This window comes from Ruegeria sp. CE6, assembly GCF_056537485.1.
In genome coordinates, this window is sequence record NZ_JBQFRR010000001.1 from 326,760 (window position 1) to 341,539 (window position 14,780).

A 14,780-nucleotide genomic window follows, 5' to 3' on the forward strand; every position below is an offset into this window, starting at 1 on the left:
TGCGCTACTTCAATATTGGGGGCCGCTCGGGATCACTGCCCGGCGCGGCCCTTTCCATTTTGGGCGCTTGAGGCTGGGGCAAATCGAACCGCAGCCCAACCTTTGCCAAGGCAGAAGTAGCCGGATCCTGCACTTCAAAAAAGCCAACATCCAGCGCTCCGGCCTCGATCCCCGAAAAGGTCAATGCCTCGGATACGGCGCGTGCAAGCGCTGGCTGCGCACCTTCGACCGCTGAAACAAAACCCAATAAATGGCCCTGCCCCCCATCTTCAGTCTTTGTCCCAACCAGAAACGCCGCCGCAGCCAGACCTGCAGCCGTCGCCAGCTTTGCATCAAGCGCGGTCAACAGAACATCTGGCAGACCGGAGGGCGGATAGAATTCGGCAAGTCGCTGCTGCACCTCCTTAGGACCATGCTGCAGCGTGTCAGACAACCAACCGAGCGCTTCAGCGGGGATCAACATCGACGACGGTGCAACATCAAGGTTCAGACCCAGCCCGACCCCCTGCCCCGACAACATCCCTGAAAGAACACGACCCGACAGAGCGACATAGGGGACCGGCCGACCCGCAAATGCCGCCAGTCGTTCTTCAAGATCAAACACCAGAACAAAACGACCATCCGCCACATCGAACAGCTCGGGCGAGATGTTTTCATCCTTCGCTTCTTCGGTGAGCATCAGAAAGAGCTCGCTATCGGCCAGTCTTTCAAAAAAGCGTAGTCGAGCGTTGTCGTCTTCCGGGGCCGCCTGCATGGCGGCATGTGCAGCATCCAAAGCTGTGGCTTCAGTCATTCAGAACCTCGTGCACCCGTTTCTGTAGCACCGGCAACAGCTCGGCCTCGAACCAGGGGTTTTTCTTCAGCCAAGCCGTATTGCGCCAGGACGGGTGAGGCAAGGCAAAGACGCGCGGCGCATGGTCTCGCCAAAGGCTGACGGTCTCGGTAACCGGTGTTTTTACGCCAAGATGGTATTTATGGGCATGACCCCCGACGAGGATCGTCAACGGTACTTCTCCCAACTTAGCCATCACTTTGTCATGCCAGGTGCGCCCGCATATCGGCGGCGGAGGCAGGTCGGCCTTTCGCTCATTGTATCCGGGGAAGCAAAACGCCATCGGCACGATGGATACGCGCGAACGGTCATAAAATGCGTTCTCATCCAGTCCCAGCCAATCCCGCAGCCGGTCACCCGAAGGGTCGGTGAAAGGCTTCCCTGAAGCATGGACGCGCGCGCCCGGTGCCTGACCTGCGATCAAAATGTGCGCACCGGGGCGAAACCAGACCACCGGGCGCGGCTGGTGCGCAGTCGCGGTCTGCGCGAACCTGTCCGCACACAAACGGCAGGCTTGGATGTCCTCTATCAGCGAATTCATCGGATCAACAGGCTTTTGCAATGTTCATCGATGAAGATAGGCATCATCTACCCTCGAGCCAATGAAACCGTCCTTGCAACACATCAATGTCATGAACGCGGATGCGCATTGATCATTTGTTTCATATTTCGACATAATGTGGCCAACATGGATCGGTAGCACACCGATCCTCAAACCGTCAAAACCCCGAGCGATCTGCAGGCCGCACATGCTGGAATTCGAAAATGTCAGCAAGTCTTTCTGGACCGGAACCCGCCGCAAGGTGATTCTGGATCGGGTCTCGTTCCGGGTCGAGCTTGGAACATCTCTTGGCGTGCTGGCCCCGAACGGAACCGGCAAGACCACGTTGATCAACATGATGGCAGGGCTGGAAAAGCCCGACGAAGGCGTGATTCGGCGCGACTGCCGCGTATCCTTCCCCATGGGCTTTGCAGGAGGTGTGGCCAAGCGCCTGTCCGCGCTGGAGAACGCACGCTATATCGCGAAGATCTACGGCATGGATCCCGACTATGTCGAAGCCTACTGCAAATGGCTGTGCAACTTGGGTGAGTATTTCGACCAGCCGCTCGGAACCTATTCGTCCGGAATGCGGGCCCGGTTTACATTTGCACTGATGCTGGCCCTGGATTTCGATATGTATCTGATTGACGAGGGGATGCCCTCGACAACCGATGTTGAGTTCAACAAGAAGGCGGGCGACATTCTGAAAGAGAAGCTGCGCACGACAACCTTGGTGATCGTATCGCACAACCCTTCGCTTCTTGAAAAATTCGCGCGGCAGGCTGCGGTATTGGTAGACGGCCAGCTTTACATGTTTGAAACCTTGGAAGAGGCAAAGCAGCTCTATGACTACCAAACCCAAGGCTAGGAAATACAATCCCGACCGCACGGCACGCGGTTCTGGCACTGCCGAGGCACGCTCGGACGCCATTTCGCGCATCCGAAAGGCGACCCAAGGCACAGACTCGGCTGACGACACTCAGCAACCGGGCAACGAGTTGGATGCGATCAAACGCGAAGGTCTGACAGGGAGGCAATTGCGCGTCGCGCGGCGTCTGGCGCACAAGAACGGGCTGGCGGCGACGTCTGACTACGATGCGGTCCGGCTGTTACGAAAGAAAGGAATTGATCCGTTTCAGCGCACAAACCTGCTTGATCTGGCAGCTCCCGACAAAGGCAAGCCAACTGGTGATGACGCCGCGCAAGACAATATAAAGATTCACCTGCCGCAAACGACCAGGGACTCGCAGAAGAACCTGCCGGGGCCGGAACTCAGCCCGGCTGAACGCCGTGAATATGAAATCGGGCAGATTCAGAAAGACATCGCCCGCCGCCGACGCCGCAAGCTTGCCGGGTTATTCGCACGATTGACGGTGTTCGTATTCATTCCAACGTTCATCGTGGGCTACTATTTCTATCGCGTGGCGACGCCGATGTATGCCAGCGACTCGGTGTTTTCGATCCTGCAAGCGGATGGCGGCGGTGCCTCGTTCGGTGGATTTCTGGCGGGCACGCAGTTTGCGACAGCGCAGGATTCCGTGTCCACTCAGGAATTTCTGGAATCCAAGGATGCATTGGAACGGCTTGAGCGTGATGTCGGATTTACTGAGTTTTTTCGGCAGGATTGGATAGACCCGATCCAACGATTGCCGGCTGATGCGACGCTTGAAGAAACCTACAAGCTTTATAAGCGTATGATCACAATCGGATATGATCCTAGTGACGGCGTCATCCGAATGGAGGTCGCAGCGCCGAGCCCCGAGATAGCGGTCGATTTGTCCAGGCGGCTTATCTCTTACGCGGAAGAGACCATCAATGGTCTGACTGAATTGAAACGCGAAGACCAGATGCGCGATGCCTTGGCGAGTTTTGAGGCTGCGCAAGAGGCACGCAGACAGGCTCAGGAAGACCTGATCGAACTGCAGCTGCAAGGTGCGATACTGGACCCGCAAAGTGTGATCGCCAGCCTGCGAGGAAGGATCGATCAGTTCGAATTCGAGCTGCAGGACAAAGAACTACAATTGGCCGCGCTACTCGATAATACGCGCCCCAACCAGGCCAAGGTGGATGGTACACGGGCGGATATCGCGCGGCTGCAAGCGGTCCTTGATGAGTTGAATGCCGAGATGCTCGACGTATCAGCGGGCGAAAATTCTCTGGCGCGTTTGAGCGTGCGAATCCAGATGGCTCAGGCCGATCTGGCGGCGCGTGACATGATGCTGCAAACTGCAATGCAGCAAATGGAAGCCACGCGGACCGAGGCCAATAGGAAAGTGCGGTATCTGACCGTCTCGGTGAACCCGGTCGCCAGCCAGGAACCCAGCTATCCGCGCAAGTTCGAAAATACGATTTTGGCATTCCTGTTATTTGCTGGTATCTACCTGATGATCTCGCTTACCGCGTCGGTCCTTCGTGAACAGGTATCCTCGTAAGACTCATGAAACATGTAAAAATAGCCGACCTGACGGTTGGCAACGACCTTCCGCTGACCATCATTGCCGGCCCTTGCCAGCTTGAAACCGCCGATCACGCCCAAATGATCGCCGGCACCATGAAAGAGGCATGCGACGCCGCAGGTGCGCAATATGTGTTCAAGGCCTCGTATGACAAAGCTAACCGGACCTCGCTGTCCGGCAAGCGCGGCATGGGCATTGATTCCGGGCTGCAGGTGCTGGAAGATATCCGCAAGACCATGGGCATACCGGTACTGACCGATGTCCATACCGAAGCGCAATGCGCGATTGCGGCTGAGGCCGTCGATATTCTGCAAATCCCTGCGTTTCTGTGTCGTCAGACGGACATGCTGCTGGCGGCGGGCAATACCGGCAAAGCGGTCAACGTAAAAAAAGGGCAGTTTCTTGCCCCGTGGGAAATGCCGAATATCGTCACTAAGATCGAAAGCACCGGCAATCAGAACATCCTGCTGACCGAGCGTGGAACTTCGTTTGGCTACAATACGCTGGTCGCGGACATGCGATCGCTGCCGCAGATGGCGCAAACCGGATATCCGGTCGTCATGGACGCGACCCATTCGGTGCAACAGCCCGGCGGCCAAGGTGGTTCCTCGGGTGGACAGCGTGAGTTTGCGCCAGTGATGGCGCGCGCTGCTGTATCTCTAGGCGTCGGGGCTGTTTTCATAGAAACCCATCAGGATCCCGACACCGCCCCCTCAGATGGGCCGAACATGATCCCTTTGGATCAGATGGGCCATCTGGTTGACACATTGATGCGATTTGATGCGCTGGCCAAAGAAAACCCAATTCAGATTTAACGATTGAGATTTGTGATGACCAAGCCTTTGCCTGAGGTGACCCCAAACACCTGGAGCTTTCTACGCGATCCGATGATCAAGCCCACGGGCTTTCGCGAATATGACGCGCGGTGGAAATACCCCGATGAGATCAATCTGCCAGGCATGACGGCCCTGGGTTTGGGTCTGGGCACACAGATGCTCAAACGCGGGATCGAACCCGTGATTGCAGTGGGAAATGACTATCGCGATTATTCCCTGTCGATCAAAAACGCTCTGATCGTTGGACTTATGCAGGCGGGTGTTCAGGTGAAAGATATCGGCCCAGCGCTCAGCCCGATGGCGTATTTCGCGCAATTCCATCTGGACGTACCGGCGGTTGCGATGGTCACGGCAAGCCATAACCCGAACGGTTGGACCGGCGTCAAAATGGGCTTTGACCGCCCATTGACCCACGGCCCTGACGAAATGTCGGAACTGCGCGACATCGTCCTGAACGGGGAAGGTGTTGCACGCCCGGGCGGGTCATATGAATTCGTCGATGGCGTGAAGGAAGCCTATATCGATGATCTGGTCGGTGACTTCAAAATGTCGCGTCCGCTGAAAGTGGTTTGTGCCACCGGCAACGGCACCGCCGCCGCCTTCGCACCCGAGATTTTCGAAAGGATCGGGGTTGAGGTTGTGCCCAGCCATACACGGCTGGATTACACCTTCCCCAATTACAATCCGAACCCGGAAGCCATGGAAATGCTGCATGACATGGCCGACACAGTCAAATCCAGCGGCGCGGACCTGGCGCTAGGGTTTGATGGGGATGGCGATCGTTGCGGTGTTGTGGATGACGAAGGCGAAGAGATATTTGCCGATAAGGTCGGCGTCATCATGGCCCGTGATCTGGCCAAGCTGCATCCAGGTTCGACCTTTGTAGCCGATGTGAAATCCACTGGGCTGTTCGCCAGCGATCCCGAGTTGCAAGCGCTTGGGGTCAAAGCCGACTACTGGAAAACCGGCCATAGCCATATGAAGCGCCGCGTCAAGGAAATCGGTGCGCTGGCTGGGTTTGAGAAATCGGGACACTATTTCTTGGCCGAACCGGTCGGGCGCGGATACGACTGCGGAATGCGCGTGGCGGTGGAAATCTGCAAACTGATGGACCGTAACCCGGATCAAAGCATGTCGGACCTGCGCAAGGCGCTGCCCAAGACGTGGTCAACACCCACCATGTCTCCTTACGCAGCGGATACTGAGAAATACGAAATCCTGCAGCGCTTGGTCGAAAGACTGGTCGCCAAAGCCGATGCGGGCGAACGCTTTGCGGGGCGGGCTATCAAAGAGGTCGTGACCGTCAATGGAGCCCGCGTCATTTTGGATAATGGCAGTTGGGGCCTCGTTCGCGCGTCATCCAATACACCCAATCTGGTCGTCGTCTGCGAAAGCAGCGAAAGCGAGGATGAAATGCGCACGATCTTCGCAGATATCGACGCCGTCATTCGAACTGAACCCGGCGTGGGCGAATACGATCAGACAATCTAAATGACACAATGAAGGGCTCCCGTTTCGGCGCCCTTTGTTATCGCGCTTAGATCAATCCCCGCCAAACAACTTGAGCAGGCCTTTCTTGGCCTCATCCTCAAGCTTGTTCTTCAGCGCGTCTTCGATGTGATCGGAATCCGTCACCGTGGTATCCAGTTCTTTACCAACCTTTTCCAAAACCTTCTTCTTTGCGTCGTCTTCCAGTTCTTTAACTTTGCCTTCGGCTGCCGCCTCAATGACTTTGGTTAGGTCCGGCTTGATCGACGGGTCGCTCCACGGACCTTTAATTCGGACGGGTACCGATATCCCCTGCCCTGAGTTGGCGCGCAGGGCGACTGGTGTAAACAGATAATCGATATCGCGAGCTCCTAAGCCAATGCGGCCCGTACCGTCCGCCCGGAAATTATCCAACTGCATCAACAGGTCCTTGTTGGTCAAGTCGCCATTCTTCATCGTAAAGCTGGCCGTAAGGCTGTTGAATACGGTCGTACCACCCGATCCCTTTCCCCGCCCCATAAGGCGGTCAAGATCCAGCCCCGAGATAACGCCCCGCCCGACCTCGATATCTCCTTTGCCGCTGAGCGATCGCATGATCTGATCTTCGCTCTGTCCGACGCCCAGAAATTCAAGATTGCCTGAACCGGTGCCCGAAAGCCGTTTGATATCCCCCAGCGTTTCGAGCGCCTCGTTGATATCGATATTGGCGGCTTTCAGATTTCCACCAACCGACAGACCGTTGCGATTATTGGCGACCACCTGGCCATTCAATTGCCCCGAGAACAGCGAGGCCGGGTGCATCTGCAATACAGCCCGCGACCGATCAAGGCTGAGTGTGAGATCACTTTTCCCAAAGGTCATACCCGGAACCGCAATCGAGGTGGCTTGCAAGCGGATCTTGCCATTTGCCAGCGCCAGAAACGACGCATCAATTGGGGCTTTTGACCACCCTTCCGTATCTGAGGTGCCGTCAGAAGCGTTGCCTCCGCTTACCTTCGATAAGTCGAGATCGCCTGCGTTCAGACGCGCAGTCATCTGGGGTGGATTTGAAATCTGGATATCAGCTTCGCCCTCAAGCCGGTTTTGATCCAGAACCGCGATCATGTTGCGCAATGAAATCCGCCCGTCCCGGGTATAGGTCATCTGCCCGGATACGCTCGCGACCTGTCCTAGTCCCTCCGGAACGGTGACTCCTCCCTGACCAAACGCGGCCAGCATCCTTTGGGTGTCCTTGGCCGTGACCGTCGTCTTGCCATCCATTTCGCCGGCCAGATTCACCCGGCCCGAGAACTGAATATCTCCGCCAGGCGCGGTTAGGCTCAGCTGCAACGGCGTGACAGCGCCGCTGGAAAATGCGGGCAAGTCGGGGATGGTAAGGTCCACTGCGACGCTGCCTCCGGGGACGGACATACTGGCTTGCATTTCCATTGGGGCCGTTACGTCAGGCCAGCGGGCCGAAAGATCGACATCGGCAAAATCCATACTAACCGCGCCATTCTCAAGATAGATTAGGCGCGCATTGGTCAGTTCCAACCGCTCGAGCGTGATGGGTCGGCTTTCAACGGCTTGCGCCGTAGCGCCCGTTTGCGAGGAGTTACCTGGCTGATGCAGCTCCCAGTTGCCGCGCCCATCGGCGCGTTCAAGGCGTAGAACCGGGCTATCGGCCAACACCCGTTTGATCCGGATATTCCCAGACAACAACGCCGAGGCATCGACCCCAACCGCGAGGCTTTGGGCGCTAAGCATCGGTTCCGGCCCGGCCCAAGGCGCATTGCCAAATGTCACAGGGCCGGTTTCCATCCCCAATACCGGCCAAAATGACAGTTTGACGTCACCGGTCAACGCGAGATCGCGGCCTGTTTGCGCCTTTACTTGTTCAGCAAGTATTGTCGCCAGTTTTTCGCCTGGCATCAGCAGCAAGGCACCAATGACCAGCCCGAAGGCTGCAACTATGAGAAATAGAAAACGAATGAGCCACTTCATGGGTCTGCCTTTCCGGCCTTTCTGCTCTGTTTCAAGTCAGCCCCGAGCGGGCGGGATTTGCAAGGGGAAGCTTTCCCCTCTATATGCCCGGCCATGAGCACGAACCCACCGAACCTCCGCCCCGATCTAGCCCCAGAGGCCCGGATCGCCGAGACGCCCCGCCGTGGCCAACCGACCCTTGGAATGGTGTCGCTGGGTTGTCCAAAAGCGCTGGTTGACAGCGAACGTATCCTGACCCGGTTGCGGGCCGAGGGGTACGGTATTTCGCCGGACTACACGGGTGCTGATGCCGTTATTGTGAATACCTGCGGGTTTCTGGACAGCGCCAAGGCCGAGTCGCTGGACGCAATTGGCGAGGCATTGGTTGAAAACGGCAAGGTCATTGTGACCGGCTGTTTGGGGGCTGAGCCTGACTATATCCGGGAACACCATCCGCGCATTCTGGCGGTTACAGGACCGCATCAGTACGAACAGGTGCTGGACGCAGTACATGCAGCCGTACCACCCGACCCAAACCCTTATGTCGATCTGCTGCCCGCTTCGGGCGTCAAACTTACCCCGCGCCACTATAGCTATCTCAAGATTTCCGAGGGCTGTAATCATAAGTGCAAGTTTTGCATCATCCCCGACATGCGCGGTAAACTCGCAAGCCGCCCGGCCCATGCAGTGCTGCGCGAGGCTGAGAAACTTGTCGACAGCGGTGTGCGCGAACTGCTTGTGATCTCACAGGATACCTCGGCCTATGGGCTGGATCGTAAGTATGACGTGAACCCATGGAAAGATCGGGAGGTGCGCAGCCATATCACCGATCTGGCACGGGAACTCGGCCAATTCGATGCGTGGGTCAGGCTTCATTACGTCTATCCCTACCCCCATGTGCGCGATTTGATCCCGCTGATGGCAGATGCGGGTAGCAATGTGCTGCCGTATCTCGACATTCCATTCCAACATGCGCATCCCGATGTTCTGAAACGCATGGCCCGCCCTGCCGCAGGGGCAAAAACTCTGGACGAGATTGCCAACTGGCGCGCTATTTGTCCGGATATCACTTTGCGGTCCACGTTCATCGTCGGCTACCCCGGAGAAACCGAGTCAGAGTTCCAGACGCTTCTGGACTGGATGGACGAAGCGCAGTTGGATCGTGTCGGCTGTTTCCAGTACGAAAATGTCGATGGCGCCCGCTCGAACGACCTGCCGGATCATGTCCCGGCCGAGGTCAAGCAAGAGCGATGGGAGCGTTTCATGGAGAAAGCTCAGGCCATTTCTGAGGCCAAGCTGGCAGCAAAGGTTGGCCAAAAACTCGATGTCATCGTAGACGAGGTGGATGAAGAGGCCGCGACCTGCCGCACCAAGGCCGATGCTCCAGAAATCGATGGTAACTTGTTTATCGACGAAGGCTTCGAAGGCCTGAAACCCGGGGATATCGTCACGGTCGAGGTAGATGAAGCCGGAGAATACGACTTGTGGGGGCGTTTGCACCCCTCGGCGTAACGAAAGGCGTCTGTCCCTAGAACAAGCCGATCAAAATCACGATCCACGCCACTCCGGCAGCGACTGCAGACAACGCCACCGCTGCACTTGCTGCATCCTTGGCTTGCCCCGCCAACGCGTGGTGCTCGGTCGAGGTGTGATCGACGGCACGCTCGATGGCCGTATTAAATAACTCGGCCACCAAGACCAGAATGCCCAAAGCAAGGATCAGCGCCCGTTCTGCCGTACCTAGAGGGAGTGCAAGCGCCAATAAAGCCGAAATCAGGTTGGCCCAAACCCACCCACGAAACGAATACTCTTGCCGCCAGGTTGCAGCCAGGCCCTGCCAGCTCCAGCGGGTACGATCCTTTAGGTGGTCAAAGAATTTGCGCATGGGGTTTCCGATCAGTCGTCCTGCAAGAAGACGTCCGCGACCCACAGCAGAAAGGCAAGAAAAAACCGCCTCGAGGGCGGTGTTCTTTTTAAAGGTGTGCAGGCGGCCCTGCGATCAGAACCGCCTGCTTAATACTTATTGGGTGACCGGGTTACATACGGTCTGGCCTGCTTCGGTTGTGGCCAGTTCATAGCCTGCCGAGCAACTGGGTGTACCAAACTTGTCATAGTCGGGCTGGATGTAAACCGGGGTCGGTTCCTCTTGCTGCGAGCACGCAGTCAATACAACGGCCGTGGCGCAGATAGCAGCAAATTTCAGTTTCATGTCCATCAATCCTCTATTACTTTTCTGATATTGCCCAGTTTTTCGGGGCCGGTATCAGAATAGGACCAAGAATTTCATATGGCAACCGAATCGATAACGCATTCGTGAATAAAGGCGAAACCACGCTGGAAGGCGGGTTTACATTCGCAGTCTACCTTTTTTGACAAAGAGCCCTAAACTTTGACTTCGACATCAGCCAAAGACGGAGTAGCCACATGTCAGACGCCCCGATCATCGCCCAGAAATCGCCCTATCCGGTCGAAGTGACCGAAGGAAAAACCTATTTCTGGTGCGCCTGTGGCAAATCCAAGCGGCAACCGTTTTGCGATGGTTCGCACAAAGATACGTCGTTTGAACCCGTAAAATATACTGCTGATGCCAGCAAGAAGGTCTTCTTCTGTGGCTGCAAGCACTGCGCCAATCCGCCGTTGTGCGACGGAACGCACAATAAGCTCTGAAAGTCAGGTCAAGTCGTTCAAAACCTGAGCATTGGCACAAAAATCAGGTGCTTTCTCAGCCATTCCTTGTTGTGCGGCAAGCCATATCTGACAACGTTCGTCGCATATTGCGCCCCGGCATCGGGTCACCATCTGAGCGTAGTCGGCAGGTGTCAGTTTCCCTTCGGCCATTGCTTCGGTCAGAGAAATCCCTAAGGATCGCGCGACCGAGCGTGTCAGCCAAAAGTGTTTTTCGATCTCGCCCAGTGATGTTCGATCCATTTGATCACCTTTGCTTGCTGACCCTCAAGGTGGCGAACCTGTGCCGGTTTGGGCAGGTGCAGGGCGCGCTTTCCGCCGTTTCGTTCTCGTTCAACCAGTCTGGGCATGCCCGCGCCCATTCGCACCCGCGGCAGAGCTGAACCATATCTGCCCATTCCTGGTGGCTCAGGTGCCCGTCGCGATGTGCGGTGGCAAGGTCGACTCCCGTCGCCTGTGCCATTCGCAATACAAGGCGAAGATGGGTCATGATCCGTCCAAGTCGTGGCACGGTACCCCCCTTTGGCGTTACGGCTTGAGCCTGTTCAGCAGCTCGTGATTGCGGCAGTATTCAGGTGTGTCGGGCGCTGTCAGGTTCTGGGCCAGAAACGCCTTGCAATGGCCCGGATTCGGGCATTCCGTGCACCGCAATACCGCGTCCGAGATTTCGTCGAACTGTAAGGCCCCTTCGATGGCAACTTCTTGCAAATCTACGCCCAGCGTCGTGGCCATCCGATCTACAAGGTCGGCGTGACGTCGCAGCGTTTCACGATCAGACATGCGGTTTCCTTTTCCATTCACTCTATGGAAAGAGTAACGCATGCCCCGCACAGTGCCCTTGACTCAGGTCAATGCCCGGTTGCCAGCTGGTCCAGATAGGCCCGCGTGGCGTCCTGCACGCGGCGAAAGCGGTCCCCGCCCAGCTTCTTGCCACCGTACCAGCGTGTCACGATGATTACGTGATCCGTCAGCTCGGCCCGCTCCATCATCCGCAAAATGACCATTGCCGCGCCAGACTCTCCGTCATCGGCCTTGAGCGCACCGTTTGGCAAGATGGCCGCCCACGTGTTGTGAGTTGCCTTCGCATATGCCTTGTCGGATTTCAGTTCCGCCAGCACCGCATCGACATCAGCACGACTGGTGACCCCCGCGCCGGTCACAGCATATTTCGACCCGCGATCACTGAGAACGACACCCAATCGGGTTAAGTTGACCATTACCGTAATCCCAGTTCCCGCGCCGTTTGCAACACAACTTCGACCCGCTGGGCATTGGGAGGGTGCGTGGCAAGGAAACGATCACCCGGATCAGGAATGCGTTGGAAGAAAGCCATCCCGACCAGCGGGTTATACCCCGCCGCGTAAGTGATCTGTGTCCCCAGACGATCCGCTTCCAATTCGAACTCACGCGTGTAGTTCTGCACCCCGACCTCAGCGCCCAGCGCCTGTGCGCGCTCAATACCTGCATCGTCCGCGCCCTGATTGCGCGCGAGTTCACCGAATATCCGCGCGCTCTCTTTGGCGTTCTGGGCCTGCCGGGCGATGTGACCCAAAATATGGTGGGCGGCCTCATGGCTCATGACAAAGGCCATCTCGTCCGCGTTCTGCGTTGCATCGATCATCGGCTGTGTAAAAACGACTAGCGGCCGCCCATCCTTGTCCAAGGTCTGAAACGCATTCGCTGGGGCCTTTGCCGAGAGATCAACCAAAATCACAAAATCACAATTGGCAGTCCTCGATTGGCGGCGGCATTCCCGGCTTGCGGTCGTTCCGACAGCCCGGCTGACCTGCTCGAATACGCGCGCCCTGTCCTTTTGTTCTGATGACGATGGCTGCCATTGATCGGCCGGGATCGCGATAACAGGCGACATATCGCAAGCCGCCAACAGCATCACCAGCAACAGTGCAAGACGGCGCATTCACATTCCTTTCGGTCACTCTGTCGGCAGACAAGCATAGCGCGGCATTTAAGGCCGGGCCACAGCCGATTACAGCTTGCAACGGGTTGCATTGCGATCTTATGCCCTGCACTCTGCACATATGTTTTCAATTGAACACGAATTCGACTCGACGGTGATCACGCTGGTGGACGAAGGCGCAAAGCCTTTGCAAGAGGATGTCGTCATCAACAACTTCGCTGAATGCGTCACGCTTGAGCAGTTGGACCCGCGGACCGATCAGATCCAGAAGATTACCCTGTCACCAGAGCAGGTACGCGATCTGGCCGCTGCGCTGGATTTGCCCGAGGGCGTTTATCAGATACGTGAGTCCGAGAGCACCAAAGACTAATGGTTCCTTTTGGATCTTGCGTCTGATCACAAGCAGCAATTCAGATTGAATTTGTCGCCTTTTGATGAGCAGTTTGCCCTTGAAAGAGAACAGTATGCCTCCGACATACAGACTGCCATGTGAAGGAAGTTAACATATGACCCTGAAGAACCAAGCTGCGCTGGATTTTCTGCACGCGCGCCGGTCTCGTCCGGCCAAAACACTGGTAGCCCCGGCCCCGACCCGGGAAGAGCTGAGGCCGCTGCTGACTGCTGCAGCGCGCAGCCCGGACCATGGAAAGCTGGAACCCTGGCGTTTTGTTGTTGTCGAGCATGGGGCCATGCAACGCCTTGCAGATCTTACAGAAACTTGTGGTCTCGCCTTGGAAAAATCGCCCGAAGATATCGCCAAGGCGCGCAGCCAATTCGAAATGGGCCATTTGGCGGTTGCTGTTATTGAGGTGCAGAAACCTTCTGACAAGATACCGGCAATTGAACAGACCTATTCAGCGGGTGCGGTATGTCTGGCTCTGCTGAACGCAGCGCTGGCCGCAGGTTGGGGGGCCAATTGGTTGTCCGGCTGGCAATCGCATGATCGCGAGTTTTGCGAACAGGGGCTTGGCTTGGCCGAAAACGAGAAGATTGCAGGCTTTATCCATATCGCAACCGAAGGTACGACCCCTCCCGAACGACCGCGCCCCAATGTGGCGGCACTAACCCAATGGGTTTCCGAATGATCATCATCCAGTCGTTTCTACAGGCGCTGGGACAGATCGGCGACCCAAGATTCCGCAAGGTACTTCTGTTGGGTGTTGGCCTGACATTCGCGTTGTTGGTGGCTGCCTATGCCGGATTTTTGTGGCTGATCAACGCGCTGGTCGGCGATCAGGCCACCTTGCCAATACTGGGTGAGGTGACATGGCTGAACGACCTGCTCAGCGTGTCATCATTCCTGCTGATGATGGTGCTGTCGGTGTTTCTGATGGTCCCCGTTGCGTCAGCCATCACCTCGATGTTTCTGGATGAGGTCGCACAGGCGGTTGAGGATAAGCATTACCCCGGTTTGCCGCCGGCTCAGCGCATCCCCTTTGGCGATGCGCTAAGGGATACGCTCAGTTTTCTGGGTGTACTGATTGTTGCCAACCTGTTGGCATTGATCCTCTATGCACTCTTCACGCCATTCGCGTTGTTTATCTTTTGGGGTATGAACGGGTTTCTTTTGGGGAGAGAATATTTCACCCTGGCTGCGATGCGCCGACTGGGGCGCGAGGGGGCGCGAAAGCTGCGCGCGAAGCACGCGACAACCATTTGGGTCGCCGGTATTCTTATGGCGGTCCCGCTCTCTGTTCCATTGGTCAACCTGTTGATCCCGATCCTGGGAGCGGCGACCTTCACGCATATTTATCACGGTCTGTCGGGTAGCCGAACCTGAGCTACTCGCGCGGTTCCAGTTGGTTCAGCCAATCGAAATCGCGCACGCTGATTACGCCGGAGATAATGATGCCGGCAATGATCGCCCACAGCACCACCGATATCCCGGTGGTAATCCACAGCTTCTTCTTCATGTGATGGACTTCCGGCGCACCCGCATGAGTGCCCGGAACAATATCCCCAAGATCCCCCTGCGTTTTGATGCGCACAGGCAGAACAATCAGCAAGGTCAGAAACCAAATTACAGCAAAAAGAACCAGAGCGGCGGTAATGGTCATCGACT

The 14,780-nt window shown here is 56.7% G+C and carries 20 protein-coding genes; 9 read left to right on the plus strand and 11 right to left on the minus strand.

Annotation, left to right across the window (positions count from 1 at the left end; genetic code table 11):
* Positions 1-4: 4 nt before the first annotated feature.
* Positions 5-793 (minus strand): SseB family protein, encoded by a 789-nt coding sequence (locus ACR0DK_RS01545; protein ID WP_480734611.1) that lies wholly within the window; start codon positions 791-793, stop codon positions 5-7.
* Positions 786-1,373, minus strand: a complete 588-nt coding sequence (locus ACR0DK_RS01550) for a uracil-DNA glycosylase family protein (protein WP_480734612.1) — start codon at positions 1,371-1,373, stop codon at positions 786-788. The genes ACR0DK_RS01545 and ACR0DK_RS01550 overlap by 8 nt, the downstream gene beginning before the upstream one ends.
* Before the next feature lie 208 nt (positions 1,374-1,581).
* Between ACR0DK_RS01550 and ACR0DK_RS01555 the strand changes: the two genes are divergently transcribed.
* From ACR0DK_RS01555 to ACR0DK_RS01570, 4 genes are read left to right on the plus strand one after another with little or no spacing between them, the layout of a single operon-like run.
* Positions 1,582-2,241 carry an ABC transporter ATP-binding protein gene (locus tag ACR0DK_RS01555; protein WP_170392311.1) on the plus strand — a complete coding sequence of 220 codons (660 nt, stop codon included), beginning with the start codon at positions 1,582-1,584 and terminating at the stop codon, positions 2,239-2,241.
* A complete protein-coding gene (locus tag ACR0DK_RS01560) occupies positions 2,219-3,805 on the plus strand; it encodes a capsule biosynthesis protein (RefSeq protein ID WP_170512443.1) in 1,587 nt (528 codons plus the stop codon). Before ACR0DK_RS01555 ends, ACR0DK_RS01560 begins: the two co-directional genes overlap by 23 nt.
* A gap of 5 nt (positions 3,806-3,810) precedes the next feature.
* A complete protein-coding gene (gene kdsA / locus ACR0DK_RS01565) occupies positions 3,811-4,644 on the plus strand; it encodes a 3-deoxy-8-phosphooctulonate synthase (protein WP_170564054.1) in 834 nt (277 codons plus the stop codon).
* A gap of 15 nt (positions 4,645-4,659) precedes the next feature.
* The gene (locus ACR0DK_RS01570; RefSeq protein WP_480734613.1) at positions 4,660-6,156 is read left to right on the plus strand and encodes a phosphomannomutase/phosphoglucomutase; all 1,497 of its coding nucleotides are present in this window, start codon (positions 4,660-4,662) and stop codon (positions 6,154-6,156) included.
* Between the two features lie 51 nt (positions 6,157-6,207).
* Here ACR0DK_RS01570 and ACR0DK_RS01575 read toward each other — a convergent pair whose 3' ends face one another.
* On the minus strand, positions 6,208-8,136 hold the full coding sequence (locus ACR0DK_RS01575) for an AsmA family protein (RefSeq protein WP_170647865.1): 1,929 nt from the start codon (positions 8,134-8,136) through the stop codon (positions 6,208-6,210).
* Between the two features lie 93 nt (positions 8,137-8,229).
* Here ACR0DK_RS01575 and rimO point away from each other — a divergent pair, with 93 nt between their 5' ends.
* Entirely contained in the window at positions 8,230-9,627 is a 1,398-nt protein-coding gene (gene rimO, locus ACR0DK_RS01580) for a 30S ribosomal protein S12 methylthiotransferase RimO (protein ID WP_223116836.1), read from the plus strand.
* Between the two features lie 16 nt (positions 9,628-9,643).
* Here rimO and ACR0DK_RS01585 read toward each other — a convergent pair whose 3' ends face one another.
* Both ACR0DK_RS01585 and ACR0DK_RS01590 read right to left on the minus strand, forming a co-directional pair.
* A complete protein-coding gene (locus tag ACR0DK_RS01585; RefSeq protein WP_170420629.1) occupies positions 9,644-10,000 on the minus strand; it encodes a diacylglycerol kinase in 357 nt (118 codons plus the stop codon).
* A 135-nt stretch (positions 10,001-10,135) separates the two neighbouring features.
* Entirely contained in the window at positions 10,136-10,324 is a 189-nt protein-coding gene (locus tag ACR0DK_RS01590; protein ID WP_255611743.1) for a hypothetical protein, read from the minus strand.
* A 215-nt stretch (positions 10,325-10,539) separates the two neighbouring features.
* Here ACR0DK_RS01590 and ACR0DK_RS01595 point away from each other — a divergent pair, with 215 nt between their 5' ends.
* Positions 10,540-10,782 (plus strand): CDGSH iron-sulfur domain-containing protein, encoded by a 243-nt coding sequence (locus tag ACR0DK_RS01595; protein WP_170401738.1) that lies wholly within the window; start codon positions 10,540-10,542, stop codon positions 10,780-10,782.
* Positions 10,783-10,785: 3 nt separating this feature from the next.
* Here ACR0DK_RS01595 and ACR0DK_RS01600 read toward each other — a convergent pair whose 3' ends face one another.
* The 5 genes from ACR0DK_RS01600 to ACR0DK_RS01620 form a co-directional block, all read right to left on the minus strand.
* Entirely contained in the window at positions 10,786-11,043 is a 258-nt protein-coding gene (locus ACR0DK_RS01600) for a DUF6455 family protein (RefSeq protein ID WP_170512454.1), read from the minus strand.
* Between the two features lie 4 nt (positions 11,044-11,047).
* Positions 11,048-11,311: a DUF6455 family protein gene (locus ACR0DK_RS01605; RefSeq protein WP_480734614.1), complete on the minus strand. Its 264-nt coding sequence runs from the start codon at positions 11,309-11,311 to the stop codon at positions 11,048-11,050.
* A 17-nt stretch (positions 11,312-11,328) separates the two neighbouring features.
* Positions 11,329-11,580 carry a DUF6455 family protein gene (locus ACR0DK_RS01610; RefSeq protein WP_480734615.1) on the minus strand — a complete coding sequence of 84 codons (252 nt, stop codon included), beginning with the start codon at positions 11,578-11,580 and terminating at the stop codon, positions 11,329-11,331.
* 68 nt (positions 11,581-11,648) lie between these two features.
* Positions 11,649-12,017 carry a YigZ family protein gene (locus tag ACR0DK_RS01615; protein ID WP_170392333.1) on the minus strand — a complete coding sequence of 123 codons (369 nt, stop codon included), beginning with the start codon at positions 12,015-12,017 and terminating at the stop codon, positions 11,649-11,651.
* Positions 12,017-12,718, minus strand: coding sequence for a M48 family metallopeptidase (locus ACR0DK_RS01620; protein ID WP_480734616.1), 702 nt, complete (start codon positions 12,716-12,718; stop codon positions 12,017-12,019). Before ACR0DK_RS01620 ends, ACR0DK_RS01615 begins: the two co-directional genes overlap by 1 nt.
* Positions 12,719-12,839: 121 nt before the next feature.
* On the opposite strand from ACR0DK_RS01620, the gene ACR0DK_RS01625 reads away from it, so the two are divergent.
* The 3 genes from ACR0DK_RS01625 (at position 12,840) to ACR0DK_RS01635 (ending at position 14,498) form a co-directional block, all read left to right on the plus strand.
* On the plus strand, positions 12,840-13,088 hold the full coding sequence (locus ACR0DK_RS01625; RefSeq protein WP_170392337.1) for a hypothetical protein: 249 nt from the start codon (positions 12,840-12,842) through the stop codon (positions 13,086-13,088).
* A 136-nt stretch (positions 13,089-13,224) separates the two neighbouring features.
* Entirely contained in the window at positions 13,225-13,803 is a 579-nt protein-coding gene (locus ACR0DK_RS01630; RefSeq protein WP_480734617.1) for a nitroreductase family protein, read from the plus strand.
* Positions 13,800-14,498 (plus strand): EI24 domain-containing protein, encoded by a 699-nt coding sequence (locus tag ACR0DK_RS01635; protein ID WP_170401754.1) that lies wholly within the window; start codon positions 13,800-13,802, stop codon positions 14,496-14,498. Before ACR0DK_RS01630 ends, ACR0DK_RS01635 begins: the two co-directional genes overlap by 4 nt.
* A gap of 1 nt (position 14,499) precedes the next feature.
* Here the strand turns inward: ACR0DK_RS01635 and ACR0DK_RS01640 are convergent, their stop codons facing one another.
* Positions 14,500-14,775, minus strand: coding sequence for a DUF1467 family protein (locus ACR0DK_RS01640; protein WP_170392343.1), 276 nt, complete (start codon positions 14,773-14,775; stop codon positions 14,500-14,502).
* Between the last annotated feature and the right edge of the window lie 5 nt (positions 14,776-14,780).

Bases quoted from the DNA above. Each gene is read 5' to 3' on its own strand.
- ACR0DK_RS01545 (WP_480734611.1), bottom strand. From the start codon at position 793: ATGACTGAAGCCACAGCTTTGGATGCTGCACATGCCGCCATGCAGGCG.
- ACR0DK_RS01550 (WP_480734612.1), bottom strand. From the start codon at position 1,373: ATGAATTCGCTGATAGAGGACATCCAAGCCTGCCGTTTGTGTGCGGAC.
- ACR0DK_RS01555 (WP_170392311.1), top strand. From the start codon at position 1,582: ATGCTGGAATTCGAAAATGTCAGCAAGTCTTTCTGGACCGGAACCCGC.
- ACR0DK_RS01560 (WP_170512443.1), top strand. From the start codon at position 2,219: ATGACTACCAAACCCAAGGCTAGGAAATACAATCCCGACCGCACGGCA.
- kdsA (WP_170564054.1), top strand. From the start codon at position 3,811: ATGAAACATGTAAAAATAGCCGACCTGACGGTTGGCAACGACCTTCCG.
- ACR0DK_RS01570 (WP_480734613.1), top strand. From the start codon at position 4,660: ATGACCAAGCCTTTGCCTGAGGTGACCCCAAACACCTGGAGCTTTCTA.
- ACR0DK_RS01575 (WP_170647865.1), bottom strand. From the start codon at position 8,136: ATGAAGTGGCTCATTCGTTTTCTATTTCTCATAGTTGCAGCCTTCGGG.
- rimO (WP_223116836.1), top strand. From the start codon at position 8,230: ATGAGCACGAACCCACCGAACCTCCGCCCCGATCTAGCCCCAGAGGCC.
- ACR0DK_RS01585 (WP_170420629.1), bottom strand. From the start codon at position 10,000: ATGCGCAAATTCTTTGACCACCTAAAGGATCGTACCCGCTGGAGCTGG.
- ACR0DK_RS01590 (WP_255611743.1), bottom strand. From the start codon at position 10,324: ATGAAACTGAAATTTGCTGCTATCTGCGCCACGGCCGTTGTATTGACT.
- ACR0DK_RS01595 (WP_170401738.1), top strand. From the start codon at position 10,540: ATGTCAGACGCCCCGATCATCGCCCAGAAATCGCCCTATCCGGTCGAA.
- ACR0DK_RS01600 (WP_170512454.1), bottom strand. From the start codon at position 11,043: ATGGATCGAACATCACTGGGCGAGATCGAAAAACACTTTTGGCTGACA.
- ACR0DK_RS01610 (WP_480734615.1), bottom strand. From the start codon at position 11,580: ATGTCTGATCGTGAAACGCTGCGACGTCACGCCGACCTTGTAGATCGG.
- ACR0DK_RS01615 (WP_170392333.1), bottom strand. From the start codon at position 12,017: ATGGTCAACTTAACCCGATTGGGTGTCGTTCTCAGTGATCGCGGGTCG.
- ACR0DK_RS01620 (WP_480734616.1), bottom strand. From the start codon at position 12,718: ATGCGCCGTCTTGCACTGTTGCTGGTGATGCTGTTGGCGGCTTGCGAT.
- ACR0DK_RS01625 (WP_170392337.1), top strand. From the start codon at position 12,840: ATGTTTTCAATTGAACACGAATTCGACTCGACGGTGATCACGCTGGTG.
- ACR0DK_RS01630 (WP_480734617.1), top strand. From the start codon at position 13,225: ATGACCCTGAAGAACCAAGCTGCGCTGGATTTTCTGCACGCGCGCCGG.
- ACR0DK_RS01635 (WP_170401754.1), top strand. From the start codon at position 13,800: ATGATCATCATCCAGTCGTTTCTACAGGCGCTGGGACAGATCGGCGAC.
- ACR0DK_RS01640 (WP_170392343.1), bottom strand. From the start codon at position 14,775: ATGACCATTACCGCCGCTCTGGTTCTTTTTGCTGTAATTTGGTTTCTG.